Origin of the sequence: Pseudomonas sp. OE 28.3 (genome assembly GCF_014268205.2) — a bacterium.
In the GTDB taxonomy this organism is placed as follows: domain Bacteria; phylum Pseudomonadota; class Gammaproteobacteria; order Pseudomonadales; family Pseudomonadaceae; genus Aquipseudomonas; species Aquipseudomonas edaphica.
Map to the genome: position 1 here is coordinate 2,464,774 of NZ_CP077082.1, position 13,566 is coordinate 2,478,339.

12 protein-coding genes are annotated in these 13,566 nt (G+C 60.0%); 3 read left to right on the forward strand and 9 right to left on the reverse strand.

All coding sequences use genetic code 11. The features are described from left to right. Positions 1–105 precede the first annotated feature (105 nt). Both HU759_RS11265 and HU759_RS11270 read right to left on the reverse strand, forming a co-directional pair. Positions 106–1,728, reverse strand: a complete 1,623-nt coding sequence (locus HU759_RS11265; protein WP_017135018.1) for an MFS transporter — start codon at positions 1,726–1,728, stop codon at positions 106–108. A gap of 65 nt (positions 1,729–1,793) precedes the next feature. Beyond that, the gene (locus HU759_RS11270) at positions 1,794–3,440 is read right to left on the reverse strand and encodes a GMC family oxidoreductase N-terminal domain-containing protein (RefSeq protein ID WP_170038745.1); all 1,647 of its coding nucleotides are present in this window, start codon (positions 3,438–3,440) and stop codon (positions 1,794–1,796) included. Positions 3,441–3,655: 215 nt separating this feature from the next. Here HU759_RS11270 and HU759_RS11275 point away from each other — a divergent pair, with 215 nt between their 5' ends. Continuing rightward, positions 3,656–4,549 (forward strand): LysR family transcriptional regulator, encoded by an 894-nt coding sequence (locus tag HU759_RS11275; protein WP_017135020.1) that lies wholly within the window; start codon positions 3,656–3,658, stop codon positions 4,547–4,549. A 134-nt stretch (positions 4,550–4,683) separates the two neighbouring features. Here HU759_RS11275 and HU759_RS11280 read toward each other — a convergent pair whose 3' ends face one another. From HU759_RS11280 to HU759_RS11295, 4 genes are all read right to left on the reverse strand, one after another. Beyond that, complete coding sequence (locus HU759_RS11280) at positions 4,684–6,543, reverse strand: DUF3857 domain-containing transglutaminase family protein (RefSeq protein WP_186617440.1); 1,860 nt, start codon at positions 6,541–6,543, stop codon at positions 4,684–4,686. 165 nt (positions 6,544–6,708) lie between these two features. Continuing rightward, a complete protein-coding gene (locus tag HU759_RS11285) occupies positions 6,709–7,809 on the reverse strand; it encodes a DNA alkylation repair protein (protein WP_017135022.1) in 1,101 nt (366 codons plus the stop codon). 14 nt (positions 7,810–7,823) lie between these two features. Continuing rightward, positions 7,824–9,170, reverse strand: coding sequence for a glutamine synthetase family protein (locus tag HU759_RS11290; protein WP_169987074.1), 1,347 nt, complete (start codon positions 9,168–9,170; stop codon positions 7,824–7,826). Positions 9,171–9,181: 11 nt separating this feature from the next. Continuing rightward, positions 9,182–9,739, reverse strand: a complete 558-nt coding sequence (locus HU759_RS11295) for an XRE family transcriptional regulator (protein WP_017135024.1) — start codon at positions 9,737–9,739, stop codon at positions 9,182–9,184. Positions 9,740–10,262: 523 nt separating this feature from the next. Here HU759_RS11295 and HU759_RS11300 point away from each other — a divergent pair. After that, positions 10,263–10,721, forward strand: coding sequence for a transposase (locus tag HU759_RS11300; protein ID WP_099547842.1), 459 nt, complete (start codon positions 10,263–10,265; stop codon positions 10,719–10,721). Between the two features lie 119 nt (positions 10,722–10,840). Then, the gene (locus HU759_RS11305) at positions 10,841–11,149 is read left to right on the forward strand and encodes an RcnB family protein (protein ID WP_017138987.1); all 309 of its coding nucleotides are present in this window, start codon (positions 10,841–10,843) and stop codon (positions 11,147–11,149) included. 119 nt (positions 11,150–11,268) lie between these two features. On the opposite strand, the gene HU759_RS11310 is transcribed toward HU759_RS11305, so the two are convergent. The 3 genes from HU759_RS11310 to HU759_RS11320 all read right to left on the reverse strand — a co-directional run bounded on the left by HU759_RS11310 (position 11,269) and on the right by HU759_RS11320 (position 13,436). Continuing rightward, positions 11,269–11,541, reverse strand: a complete 273-nt coding sequence (locus HU759_RS11310) for a DUF1652 domain-containing protein (protein ID WP_017138988.1) — start codon at positions 11,539–11,541, stop codon at positions 11,269–11,271. A 14-nt stretch (positions 11,542–11,555) separates the two neighbouring features. Then, on the reverse strand, positions 11,556–11,807 hold the full coding sequence (locus tag HU759_RS11315) for a CsbD family protein (protein ID WP_017138989.1): 252 nt from the start codon (positions 11,805–11,807) through the stop codon (positions 11,556–11,558). A 132-nt stretch (positions 11,808–11,939) separates the two neighbouring features. Beyond that, the gene (locus HU759_RS11320; protein ID WP_186617360.1) at positions 11,940–13,436 is read right to left on the reverse strand and encodes a helix-turn-helix transcriptional regulator; all 1,497 of its coding nucleotides are present in this window, start codon (positions 13,434–13,436) and stop codon (positions 11,940–11,942) included. Between the last annotated feature and the right edge of the window lie 130 nt (positions 13,437–13,566).

Genomic DNA, 13,566 nt, shown 5'->3' on the forward strand with positions numbered 1-13,566 from the left:
GGCACTAGCCTGCCTGCGATACGGACAACTCGGCACATCTGACACTCCGAGGTGATGCAATCGCAGGCAAGCCAGCTCCCACAGGGGGCTTCAGCGTTTTGAAGATCAGTTGTTATTGATATCCACGTTCTTGGTTTCTTTCAGGCAGAACAACCCCACAATCAAGCTCACGCCGGTTACCACCACCGGGTACCACAAGCCGTAGAAGATATCGCCGGTGTACACCACCAAGGCAAACGACACGGTCGGCAGGAACCCGCCAAACCAGCCGTTACCGATGTGGTAGGGCAGCGACATCGAGGTGTAGCGGATGCGCGTCGGGAACAGTTCCACCATCAGTGCTGCCAACGGGCCGTAGCACATGGCGGCGATCAGGATCAGCACCACGATCAGCACCACCACCATCACTTTGTTGACCTGGGCCACATCCGCCGAAGTCGGGTAGCCGGCCAGGGTTACCGCGCCGCGCAGGGCCGCTTCATCGTAACCGTCGATACGCACATCACCCACGCTCACCTGTACCGGGCTGCCGGCTGGCGCGGCGGCGCTGCTGTATGGCAGACCTTGCTTGACCAGGAAGGTCTTGACCTTGTCACACGGGCTGTCAAAACGCGCCTTGCCCACCGGGTCGAACTGGAAGGTGCAGGTGGCCGGGTCGGCCAATACGGTAATCGGCGCCTGGTGGCTGGCCTGGTCCATCGCCGGGTTGGTGTAATGCGCCAGCCCTTTGAAGATCGGAAAGTACAGTGCGGTGGCCAACAGCAAGCCGAGCATCAGCACCGGTTTGCGCCCAACCTTGTCCGACAGCCAGCCAAACAGGATGAAGAACGGCGCGCCGATCACTACGCTGATAATCAACAGCATATTGGCCAGGGCCGGGTCCATCTTCAGGAACTGCGTGAGGAAGAACAGCACATAGAACTGCGCCGCATAGAAGGTCACTGCCTGCCCGCCGTTGATACTGAACAGCGCAATCAGCACCACCTTGAGGTTTTCCCATTTACCGAAGGATTCGCGGATCGGCGACTTGCTGGCCTTGCCTTCCTCTTTCATCTTCAGGAATGCCGGCGACTCATGCAGGCTCATGCGGATCCAGGTGGAAATACCCAGCAGCACAATCGAAAACAGGAACGGAATGCGCCAGCCCCACACCTCGAACTGGTCACCGGTGAAGTAACGGCAAGCCAGCACCACCAGCAGCGACAGCAGCAAGCCAAGGGTGGCCGTGGATTGAATCCAGCTGGTGTGCAGGCCGCGTTTGCCGGCCGGTGCGTGCTCGGCCACATAGGTGGCTGCGCCGCCATATTCACCGCCCAACGCCAGGCCTTGCAGCATGCGCAGCACGATCAGAATGATCGGCGCCGCAATGCCGATGCTGGCATAGGTCGGCAATAGCCCGACACAGAAGGTCGCGACACCCATCAGGATGATGGTGACCAAAAACGTGTACTTGCGCCCGATCATGTCGCCCAGGCGGCCGAACACCAACGCGCCGAACGGCCGCACCACAAAGCCTGCGGCAAAGGCCATCAAGGCGAAGATGAACGCCGTGGTGTCGTTGACCCCGGCAAAAAATTGCTTGCTGATCACCGCCGCCAGGGCGCCGTAGAGGAAAAAGTCGTACCACTCGAACACCGTCCCTAAAGACGAGGCGAAGATGACTTTCCTTGATTCGCTGCCGGTGCTCGCCTTGACGGCCGAGCCCAGGGGTTGAGCATGTTCTGACATCGGGTATCCCTCACAGTGATTATTTATTGTTGTTCCACTGTCGGCGCCGGGTGCGGCGCCGCTATTCAGATTGCATGAACCGTTTCTCTCTGCGGGGCGAGACTCCTTGTGTTCGGCGAAAGCATCAGCTGCGCTGCCTTTTCCGCAATCATCAGTGTAGGTGAGCAGGTGTTGCCGGATGTAATGCGTGGCATCACCGAGGCATCGGCAATACGCAGGCCCGGCACGCCATGTACGCGCAGTTGCGCATCGACCACTGCATCTTGGTCATCGCCCATGCGGCAAGTGCCCACCGGGTGGAAAATCGTCGTGCCGATACGCGCGGCGGCTTCATGCAGTTGTTCTTCGGTTTGCAGCGCGTCGCCCGGCAGGTATTCCACCGGCTTGAACTGGCTCAAGGCCGGTGCGGCGACGATGCGGCGGGTCAGGCGGATCGCGTCGGCGGCCACGCGCAAATCTTCGGGATGGCTGAGGTAGTTGGGCCGTATCAGGGGTGCATCCGCCGGGTTGGCGGAGCGAATATCAATGCGGCCACGGCTTTGCGGGCGCAGGTCGCACACCGACGCGGTGAATGCCGGGAAGGCATGCAACGGCTCGCCAAAACGCTCCAGTGACAGCGGCTGCACATGGTATTCAAGATTGGCCGACGTCTGTTCCGGGCCGGAGCGGGCGAAGGCGCCGAGCTGGCTGGGCGCCATCGACAATGGGCCGCTGCGGTCATACAGGTAGCGCAGGCCCATGCCCATTTTGCCCAACAGGGTGCCGGCGATCTGGTTCAAGGTGCGTGCGTTTTCCAGCTTGTAGATCAGCCGCAGTTGCAGGTGATCCTGCAGGTTGCCACCGACACCCGGCAGTTCATGCAGTACGTTGATGCCCAATGGCTTGAGCACAGTGGACGGGCCAATCCCTGAGCGTTGCAGGATGCCCGGCGAGCCGACAGAACCGGCGCACAGGACGATTTCCTTGCGTGCCTTCCAGCTCAGTTGTTGCCCATGTTGACGCCCGACCACGGCCGAAGCACGACCGTTTTCCAGCACTACACGGTCGACTTCCACTTCGGTCAGCACGGTGAGGTTGGGGCGCTGGCGGATCGGCTTGAGAAACGCCTTTGCCGCGTTCCAGCGCACCCCGGCCTTTTGGTTGACCTGGAAGTAGCCGCAACCTTCATTGTCGCCCTGGTTGAAATCGCTGATCGGCGCGATACCACTCTGCGCCGCCGCATCGCGAAAGGCATCGAGGATCGGCCAGTGCAGTCGCTGTTGCTCCACGCGCCATTCACCGCCGTCGCTGTGAAATTCCGAGCCGCCGGCAAAATGGTTTTCGCTCTGTTTGAACAGTGGCAGCACGTCTTTCCAGGCCCAGCCGGGGTTGCCTGCGGCGGCCCAGCCGTCGTAATCCTGGGCTTGGCCGCGCATATAGATCATGCCGTTGATGGACGAGCAGCCGCCCAGCACTTTGCCGCGTGGGTAACTCAGTGCACGGCCTTGCAGGCCTTCCTGGGCTTCGGTCTTGAAGCACCAGTCGGTGCGCGGGTTGCCGATGCAGAACAAGTAACCGACGGGGATGTGGATCCAGGGGTAGTTGTCGCGGCCACCCGCTTCGAGCAGCAGCACGCGGTGGGCGGGGTTGGCGGACAATCGATTAGCCAGCAGGCAGCCTGCGGGGCCGGCGCCTACGACGATGTAATCGTATTCAGCAGTTGCAATGGGCATCTGAGGTCTCGCTTGTTTTTCTTATTGGCCCCATCCTAGTTGTTAGTTTTCGTCTTAAAAATGTTAGTTTTTACCCAGCTGCTGTGCGTTTTTAAACAGCGGCACTTAAACCTCGAAGCAACGTTATGCCTGTGGCGAGCGAGCTTGCCACAGTAAGCGCCAGCCACAGGTGCCGGGCCAGGCATTAGAAGGTACATTTGTCCAAGGGAGGCGACATGTTCGACTGGAATGACCTGCGGTTTTTTCTTGAGTTGCAACGCAGCGGCCGCCTGCTCACCGCTGCACAGCGGCTGAAAACCACGCACGCTACCGTGGCCCGGCATATCGAGGCCATCGAGAAAAGCCTCGGCACCGCGCTGTTCGTGCAGCATGCCCAGGGTTACGAACTGACGCCTTCCGGTGAAGCCCTGCTCAAGCACGCCGAGGCCATGGAAAACGTCGCGTTGCTGGCCGAAGACGAACTCACCCATTCCGCTGCGCCGCTGGGCAAGATCCGCCTTGGCGTGGCTGAGGGGTTGGGCGTGATGTTCCTCGCCAGCCGCATGGGCGGGCTGTTCGAGCGTTATCCAGGGCTGGAAGTGGAACTGGTGGCGGTGCCGCGCTTTGTGAGCATTCTCAACCGCGAAGCGGAAATCAGCATCCACCTCGAACGCCCCAGCGTTGACCAACTCGTCACGCGCAAACTCACCGACTACCGCCTGGCGCTCTACGCCAGCCGGGCTTATCTTGAGCGCAACCCGCCGATTGAAAAACGTGAAGACCTCGCCGCCCATGCATGGATCGATTACGTGGATGACCTGCTGTTCAGCCAGGAACTCAAGTTCCTCAGCAGCTTTTGCCGCAACCCGAAAGTGGTGTTCCACAGCACCAGCGTGATTGCTCAACACCAGGCGGCGCGTTCGGGATTGGGCATTGCGGTGCTGCCGTGCTTTATGGCTGCTGGCGACCCGGACCTGGTGCCTTTGCTGCCGGCAGAAAGCATCCAGCGCAGCTACTGGATCAGCTCGCGCCGGGAGCTGCACAAGTCAGTGCGGTTGCGGGTGTTGTGGGATTATGTGGTGGAGTTGTGTGCGCGGGAGCAAAGCTTGCTGTTAGGCGAAACCCACTGATGAAACCGGATAAAAAATGTGGGAGCTGGCTTGCCTGCGATGAGTCCCTGTCAGTCAACTTATTTGTTGAATGACACACTGCAATCGCAGGCAAGCCAGCTCCCACATTGGGTTTGTGTTGTGTCAGTGAGGGGTTAGAGCTTCACCACCTGATGCACCTGTTCAGCACACGCCCGCGCCTCGTCAATCATCTTGCCAAACGCTTCACTGGCGACTTCTGCATGGGGCAGCCAGCGTATCTTTTGGCTCAGGCGATAGTGATACTGCAGGCCGTTATCCGTGCGCTTGCCATCCAGATCCAGATCATACCAGGGCGAGCGCACCTGGCAGCCGGGGATGGCTTTTTCCATCTGCCCACCGGTCAGCGTGAAACGGTAGTCGTAGGTTTCGGGGTTGCCCAGGTAAAGGTCGGCTTGTTGATCATGGCGACGGTAGTTGATGAAACCATCCCAACGGCCTTTGAGTGACTCGTCGGTGTAGACGTAGTCGTTCGCGAGCTTTTCCAGCGCGCGCTGGTCGTTCATGCTGGCGTTGACGGTGTAGCCGTCGTGCACCACGAAGGCGGTGGGTTGGCGGGTGATTTTACAGTCGCTGATTTCGTTGCCAAAGTTGCCGCAGATGTTCTGGTCGGTGGCGGTGGTGCCTTGCTGGCGGTCGGCGACGCTCATTTGCATCAGCGGCAGGCGGCTGAAGGTGATGGTGGCCTGGGTGGCGCCATTGCCTTGCTTGTCGAAGTGCACTTTTTTGTCCAGGCGCAGGGTGGTTTCCGGGCGTTCCAGCGGGATCTGTTCTTCGCGTACCTGGCCCTGAGCATCATTGACCAGCACCCAGCGGTCTTGAATGTCGGGCATGGTCTGGCCGGGTGCGAACACCGGATTGGTCGGGTCGAGCCACCAGACCTGGCCATCGACTTCGGCACGCACGATGGCGTGGTTCGCTGCATTGGTGCCGGGGATCAACAATGAGAACGCCACGTCGCCACGGCTGACCCAGGCGGTTTCGGCCTTGATGCCGCTGGCCTTGAGCATTGCGGTCAGCAGGATCGCCAGGTCTTTGCAGTCGCCATAACCATGCTGCTCGATTTCCGCCAGGTTGAACGGCACATAGCCGCGCTCGGTGGCGCGCCAGTCGCCCAGGTAGCGGTAGTGATCGTTGATGTGCTGCATCAGCGCTTCGACCTGTTGTGCCGGCGCCAGGTTGCGTGCGGCAGCTACGGCCGCGGCCGCTTGCGCCGGCAGGTTGGCGCCGAGGATCTGGTTGTAACGCTGGGCGAAATCACCGAAATACGCCTGGCGCTCCAGGGCGCTGCCCACTTCCAGGCGCGGGATGCGTTGCAGCGCGGCGCTGGAGGATTCGTTGATGTAATTGAGATAGGTCGGTTTTTTTTGCACCACGTCCAGGGTTTTGCCGTTGGCAGATGCCGTTACTTTGAAACCGTCGAACAACTCACTGCGCCACTGGATCGGGCGCTCGGCGGTAAAGCGCGCCTTGACGTGGTCGCGCCGGAATGCGCTGGGGCCAAACATGATTGCGTAGTGAAACTGGGTCACCAACGGTTTGGCGGCGCGACGTTCGCGCACGGTGTAGCGAATTTGCGTGCCTACGCGCAGGTTCGGGAAGGCCAGCGAGGTTTGCTTGTAGCGGCTGAAGCCCTGGTCCGGGTTGGGCGCGGTGCGCGTGTCGATTTGCGCGGCGTCCAGCGCGACCGGCTTGGCGCCTGGTTGGGTGGATTGCGCGCTGATCACTTCAAAGGTGTCCCCTTCGGAGTAATCGAAGTCGATGCGCGAGAGCATTTCGCGGCCGTTGGGCTTGAGGATGGTGTAGTGCTGGGTGGTGGTGCAGTCGGTGCTGGCGTCGCGGTTGAAGTGGCAGTGCAGCTCGGTGTCGCTGGCCAGCGGGGCTTCGGCCATGGGTTGCAGGGCGGCACTGACACCGTGGGAAACCAGCCCCAGGCTCAGGGCAAGCAAGGGGCAGTGAAACGAAAAACGATACAAACGGTGCGAACGGTACATTGGCGCCTCGGGTGACACAGTGGAACAACTACCCGATGGGTAGTGAGAAGGCGCCGGATGATAATGGATCGCAACAACAAAAGCCAGGATTGTCTGACAATTAATGTGTCTGAAAGGCCCGTTCTAGAGCCTTTTGGTTGATTTTTGTCAGGGTTTTAGCAGTTCAAATTCGGCACTGGCGAGCTTTTCGCCGTTCACCAGCACATGCACCCAGTGCTTGCCTGCGTAATGCTTGCGCGTGGTCAACTCGCGAATATGTTGTTCGCGGCGGATGCTCTGATGTTCGCCCGCGCCCAGGGTAAATGCCTTGAGCTTGAACACTTTGGCCGCGCTATGGCCGGCACTTTTTACGTAGTCGATGGCGTAGTCGACCACCAGCTTCTGCGCGGCGGTGGCGGTGGATTCCAGACTGAACGACAGGTTGATCCGCTCGCCCAGGTTGATCACCGCCGGTGTGACTTTCAGGTGGTGAATGTTTACCTCGGCCTTGGCGCCGGCGCCCATGATCGTGAGTGCGCGGGTATTGCCTTGCTTGATCAGGCTGCGCAAGGCGTGCCGGGCGATCCAGGCCGTGTGCGGGTTGTCCAGGTTCCAGCCTTCGATCAGGCTGAGCACCCAGTCCGGGTGGTCCTTGGTGATGTCGTTGAGGTGGTTGGCCACCGACTTGCGCACATACAGGCTGCTGTCGGCCTTGAGGTTATCCAGGATCGAGGCGCACAGCTGCGGGTTGGCCTGCACCGCCGCCAAGCGAAAGGACCAGGGCAGGCGAGGGCGCGAGCCTTCACTGGCAAGGCGCCGCACATGTTCGTTGGCGTCCAGCGACCACTGCTGCATCGCGGCCAGGGTACGCTCGAAGTCGTTCAACAAGAACGGGCGAATGGCGAACTCGGCCGAGCCAAACACGGTGAAGTATTTGAGCGCGGCCATGGAGCGCTTGAAGTCACTTTGCCCGTAACTGGCCACGTAGTGCGGCAGAAACAGGCACACAAATGAACTGTTCAGTCGCGGAGCCAGCGCATGCAGCAGCTTGAGGGTTTGCGCGTAATCCAGTGGGATTACCGCATGCAGGCTCTCACTGACCCGCGCCATGCGCTGCATCACCGACAACTCGGCCAGCCCGGCTTTGGCGTGCTTTAGAAACCCTTTTGCATCAAAGGCCGGGTACACCGCTGTCATTTCACTGGCGATGTGTTGCAGGCGTTCAACGTTGAAGATTTCCTTGAGGGCCGGGGCGCTTTGGTCGGTCATCGGTGATTCCATGGCTAGAGAAACCAGCGGTATTCCCGCGCGTTGATCTCTTGTTGAAAGGCCAAGTGGTCCTGGCGTTTGTTTTCGCAGTACACGTCGATAAATTCGGCGCCCAGCTTATCGCGCAATACCGCTTGATGCTGCATGGCGCGCACGGCATCGAGCATTTCCAGGGGGAAGTCGGCGCCGCTGTTACGGTCCTCATTCAGCGGGGCGATGGGTTCTTGCCTGGCTTCAAGGCCATGCTCCAACCCTGCCAGGATCGCTGCCAGCACCAGGTAGGGGTTGGCATCGGCACTGGCCAGGCGGTGTTCGATGCGCAGGTTGCGCGGGTCGGAATCGGGAATACGCACGCACGCGTCGCGGTCTTCAAAGCCCCAGCTGGCACGCGTTGCCGCGTTCACGGTGCCACCCAAGCGGCGGAAGGCGTTGTGGTTGGGCGAGAAAATCGGCATGCAGTGCGGCAACAATTCCAGGCAACCGGCCACCGCGTGGCGCAGCGGTTGCTGCTGGTGCGCCGCGAGTAAATTATTGCCCGCGCCGTCATACAGGCTGACATGCACATGCATGCCGCTGCCGGGAAATTGCAGGTAAGGCTTGGCCATAAAGCTGGCGCGGTAGCCATGCTTGAGTGCCACGCCACGCGTGCTGCGGCAGAACAGCGCGGCCCAGTCGGCGGCGCGCAGGCCGTCGTCGCAGTGGCCGAAGTTGATCTCGAACTGGCCAGGGCCGAGTTCGGCGGTGATCACCGTGATGTCGATGCCTTGGGCCTGGGCGGTTTGCGCCATGTCGTCGAGCACTTCGCTGAAGCGCGACAACCGCTCGATGTGCAGGTTGGGCTGGTCGTCAGCGTCATCACTGAGCGGGTCGCGGGCAAATTGCGGCAGGCCGTCGTCAAGTTTTTTATCGAGCAGGTAAAACTCCAGCTCAAACGCCACCACCGGGTGAATGCCCTTGTGCTGCAGGCGCTCCAGCACCTTGGCCAGGACTTCACGTGGTTCAAACTCGATGGGCGCTTCAGTGCCATCCGAGGTGATCAGCATCTGCCCCAGCGGTTGCGCTTCCCAGCTCACCGGCTTGAGCGTGCCCGGCACCAGGCGGCGGTTGGCATCCGGGTCGCCGTCGTGGAAGCAATAGTCACCAATTTTGAACAGCCCGCCCTGGGCGCCCAGCAGCACGGCATTTTGCGGCAGCTTCAGCGGGCTGCCGGCGGCGACTTTTTCGAGCATCTCCACCGGGTAGCGCTTGCCGTAGAAATGGCCGGGAATGTCCAGGGCGATCAGGTCGACGTAACGCACCTCGGGGTGGTTCTGGCGAAAGGTCCGTACTTCGGCCAGCAACGTGGAGGATTGGCTTTTCACGGGTGTTGCTCCTAGTTGTAAACCCACAATACGCGGGCGGGCAGATCAGTCAGGTTGGCGTAGCGGCAATGGGCAAAACTGGCCAGGTGGAAGCTGTCGCCTTGGCCGAGGGTGACCGAATCGGCTTCACCTTCCACCCATAGCGTCAGCTCGCCCTCCAGTACAAAACCGGCCTGTTCGGCGCGATCGCTCATGGTGTGCTCGCCACTGTTGGCGCCGGGCGCCAACAGGCTGTCGAGCATCGAAAAGGCGCCGTGCATGCTTGGCGAAACCAGAATGTCGGTGATGCCATTGGCGTAATACACCGTGCGCCGCTCGTTGGGGCGTGTGACCCAGTCGACGGCCTTGGGTTTGGGCAGGCTGTAGAAGTAGGTGGTGGGCACATCCAGGGCGTGGCTGATGGCAGTCAGGTCGGCCACAGTAGGGCGTGACAGGCCGCGTTCGACTTGAGACAAAAAGCCCACCGAGCGCTCGATTTTTTGCGCGAGTTGGGCAAGGGTGAGTTTCTTGTGCTTGCGCAGATCGTGGATGAGCACAGCCAGGGCGTCGAGTTCTTGTTGTTGGTTCATGAAATTTATGTCGAGAAATTTCATGAAAAATTACACGGATTATTTCACGGTGGCAATGGGTGTGGCATAGCTTTTGTGGCGAGGGAGCTTGCTCCCGCTGGGCAGCGAAGCGGCCCCAATCGATCCACTGCGTTGGTTCAGGTGTTACTCGGCCAGCCTTTTTGGGGCTGCTGCGCAGCCCAGCGGGAGCAAGCTCCCTCGCCACAGTGGGGGGCGTGACATAGTGGGAAACTGAATGGTCCAGGCCAGTGGTGGAGGGTGTTTTATCAGCGCACACCTGCTGCCTAGGCTTTTGTGGCGAGGGAGCTTGCTCCCGCTGGGCAGCGAAGCGGCCCCAATCGACCCACAGCGTTGGTTCAGGCGTTACTCGGCCAGCCTTTTTGGGGCTGCTGCGCAGCCCAGCGGGAGCAAGCTCCCTCGCCACAGTGGAGGGGCGTGACATATTGGGAAACTGAATTGAACGGAGGTATTGCTGTGGCTTGCTAGGGTGAATGGATCATTCATTCAATCGGAGAGCAAAGGATTGCTTCAGAAACCCAATTCTCACCTATTGCGACGTGGCCGTTATTCAGAGGCGGGTCGGGCTTACTTGGTAACTGCTGTGGTCTATCAGCGCCGCCCGGTGTTTGCCAATTTTCGCTTGGGGCGGTTGTTGGTGGCAGAGTTCAAACAGGCTCATGACCTTGAGATGGTTAACTCTTTGGCTTGGGTCATCATGCCAGACCATTTCCATTGGCTATTTGAACTCAGAGCCGCATCGTTGCCGCAAGTGATGAAAAGGGTGAAGTCGCGCAGCACATTGACCATCAATCGAGCCTGTCATGCACGGGGCGCGTTCTGGCAGTGCGGGTACCATGATCGCGCAGCGCGCGCTGAGGAGGATCTTATAAAGATCGCACGCTACATAATTGGCAACCCATTGCGCGCTGGGTTGGCTGAACATATCGGCGATTATCCGCTCTGGGACGCAGCCTGGTTATAGACCCGGCGCCCTTGTGGCGAGGGAGCAAGCTCCCTTGCCACAGGAAGGGTGCAAACTTGAATGATTCCATGCGCCTGCGGTCGGAACCTGGGTACGCATCATTCATTGAAGGAGCACCCATGAAGTCCAAGACCCTAGCCGCTTGCCTGCTGCTCACCGCTGGCCTGTCCACCGTCAGCTTTGTCGTGCAGGCCGGTGATACACCCCAGGAAACCGTGCAGCCTTCCAGCATCAATACGCGGGATCTGAAAGAAGGTGATCGCGCCCCGGATATCCTGATGCGCAAGGAATCGGCGGTCAGCGACTGGAAAAAACGCGGCCTCAAGCAGCCTGAGGCAGACAGCCAATGGGCGCGGGTGGGTGACAAGTTTGTGCTGCTCAAAACCACCAACGGCACCATTCTTGAGATCACCCCCGTCAAGCGGTGATCGGTCTGTTTTCCTCGCTCTTGCGTTAAGGTAACCGGCCACACCGGTCGTGTTACCTCACCCATCACTTCGGCCTCGGCGTCACCCAGGTCGACCTGGAGATCAGCCTGCCTTCATTTTCATTGGGCCGTCGTTGAAGGCAGATCATCCAGTGTGAGCTTGCCGACGTTGTTGCTTTGCAGTTCGTAGCGCAACTCTTCAACCATCTTGGCCACTTCTTGCGCGGTTTGCAGCCGGTTGGTGCTGATGCCTGTCACCACCAGATCAACACGGCCGGTTTCGGCGTCGTAGACCTTGAGGGTCAGGGACGCGTCCCGGCACAGGGTGAACTCGCAGGTCAGCGGTGATAAACCTTCTTCGATGCAGTTGCGCAATTGAGAGAGGGTAAACATGGGCCTCTGCCTCCTCAACGACGACGCAGCAACAGGCCCACAAGCAGGCCGATACCGGCGACGACAGCCACGGTAGCCAGGGGTTTGTTTTTGGCGAAATCACTGACAGTGTCCAGCGCGTCGCCGTACGTTTGCTGCAGTTGACCTGCGGCCTGACGCGCCACACCTTCAGCGTGCAATTGTTCATCACCGGTGAGGTCGCCGATAAAGCCCTGGGCCTTGCCGGCAACCTTCTCTACGGCGCCTTTGACTTGTTCGCTTTTCATCGTGCTTTCCTTGGAAGAGATCAAACCATTACGGCACGGGACCAAAGGCCCTGTGCCCACCCTTCAAGGTTAAGCAGCGTACGCCAGCGCAATAAGGCGAATTTGCACTGGTCGCACTAGTGCATTTGCACTCTATGGTTTGCTTTTGACGCGCAGTTCGCCGGCAAACAAGCCGCGCTCCCTGGCCCATACAATGGCCGCGCTGCGGCTGTGCACACCGAGTTTGGAGTACACCGTGGCCACATGATTACGCACCGTGTTGGGCGCAAGCTTCAGGCGCGAGGCAATTTCCTTGTCGGCCAGGCCTTCGCAGATCAAACCCAGCACATCACGCTCACGGGCGGTAAGGTCGGTGAAGGCTACGTTCGGCAGGTTGGGGCTGTTGACGCTCTTGGCGTTGGCCAGTTTCTCGATCAGGGTCTGGCTGAACCAGGAGGCGTCTTGCATCACCTCCTCAATGGCCGCCACCAGCTCCAGCTCCGAACGTTTGCGTTCGGTGATGTTCATCAGCACCAACAGGTAGCAGGGCACGTCCTCGATAATCACGGTGTCGGCGGAGACCACGCAGTCGATCACCTCGTTGCCTTTCTTGCGCACCTTGAGGTCTTGGCCTTCGAGGTTGCCGGCTTTTTCCAGGGTGGCGAACAACTGCGCTCCAGCAGAGGCGCTGTCGATGAAGTTGATGTCCTCAACGTTCTTGCCGATCAGCTCTTCGCTGATGTAACCGGTGATGGTCATGAACGCTTCGTTGATGTCCACCACTTGCCGGTTGGCGGCGTTGCACACCAGGGTCGGCACCGGCGTCAGGCGAAAGGATTTGGCGAACCGTTCTTCGCTCTGGCGCAGGGCGATTTCTGCTTTGCGCCTTGGCTCCAGGTCGGTAAAGGAAAACAGCATGCAGTCTTCCTCGTTCATGTCCAACGGCTGGCCGGCGACAATCACCAGTTTGCTGCCGCCTTCGGGCAGGCGCAGTTCAGCCTGCATCTGCGGGATGGTCGCACCTTCGCTCAGGCGCTGAATGGCCAGGTCCTTGCGATCGGCGTGTTCCAGTACATCCAGTTCATAGACGGATTTGCCGATGACCTGATCGCGGTTGTAACCGGTCATCTCCAGGAAACCCTGGTTAACCTTGATGTAGCGCAGGTCGCTGAGGCGGCAGATCACCGCGGGTGCCGGGTTGGCGTTGAAGGTTTTTTCGAAGCGCTGCTCGGCGCTGGCCCATTCGGTGGCGTCGCTGAGGATCAGCACCAGCAGTTCCGGTTCACCGTGGGCGTCCGTCAGCACCAGGCTGCGCAAGCGATGCACCCAACTGCGGTCCTCGTCGTCAACGGGGGTGACTTCCACCACCACATCGCTGAATTCTTCACCGGCTGCGATTCGGCTGAGCGGGTAGCTGTCCAGCGGCAAGGGGTGGTTGTTGCGATAGCGCAAGGCAAAGCGCTTGGCGTATTGCTCGGTATTGGCGCCGAGCTGCTCGACCTCACTGACCCCGTGCATGGCCAGCGCGGCTTCGTTGGCCCACAGAATGGTCTGGTCGACTTCGGCCAGGATCACACCGTCCGATAACCCGGAGATGATCTGCTGCAATTGGCGGCGGTTGGTTTCTTTGGCAAGAACGTCCTGGGTCATGGTCTCTCCGGGGATGGGCGCATGAAGGGTACGACACCCAGGCATCAGGATAGTGCACACAGAGTGCCCGTTGCGGGGTGCGAATGCACCAGATGCTCTGGTGCATTTGAGCGGGGACGACCGGCAGCGG

What these genes read in the sequence shown, in the direction of transcription:
- HU759_RS11285 (WP_017135022.1), bottom strand. Translation starts at nt 7,809, where the DNA reads ATGACCGACCAAAGCGCCCCGGCCCTCAAGGAAATCTTCAACGTTGAA.
- HU759_RS11295 (WP_017135024.1), bottom strand. Translation starts at nt 9,739, where the DNA reads ATGAACCAACAACAAGAACTCGACGCCCTGGCTGTGCTCATCCACGAT.
- HU759_RS11315 (WP_017138989.1), bottom strand. Translation starts at nt 11,807, where the DNA reads ATGAAAAGCGAACAAGTCAAAGGCGCCGTAGAGAAGGTTGCCGGCAAG.
- HU759_RS11320 (WP_186617360.1), bottom strand. Translation starts at nt 13,436, where the DNA reads ATGACCCAGGACGTTCTTGCCAAAGAAACCAACCGCCGCCAATTGCAG.
- HU759_RS11305 (WP_017138987.1), top strand. Translation starts at nt 10,841, where the DNA reads ATGAAGTCCAAGACCCTAGCCGCTTGCCTGCTGCTCACCGCTGGCCTG.
- HU759_RS11310 (WP_017138988.1), bottom strand. Translation starts at nt 11,541, where the DNA reads ATGTTTACCCTCTCTCAATTGCGCAACTGCATCGAAGAAGGTTTATCA.
- HU759_RS11265 (WP_017135018.1), bottom strand. Translation starts at nt 1,728, where the DNA reads ATGTCAGAACATGCTCAACCCCTGGGCTCGGCCGTCAAGGCGAGCACC.
- HU759_RS11275 (WP_017135020.1), top strand. Translation starts at nt 3,656, where the DNA reads ATGTTCGACTGGAATGACCTGCGGTTTTTTCTTGAGTTGCAACGCAGC.
- HU759_RS11270 (WP_170038745.1), bottom strand. Translation starts at nt 3,440, where the DNA reads ATGCCCATTGCAACTGCTGAATACGATTACATCGTCGTAGGCGCCGGC.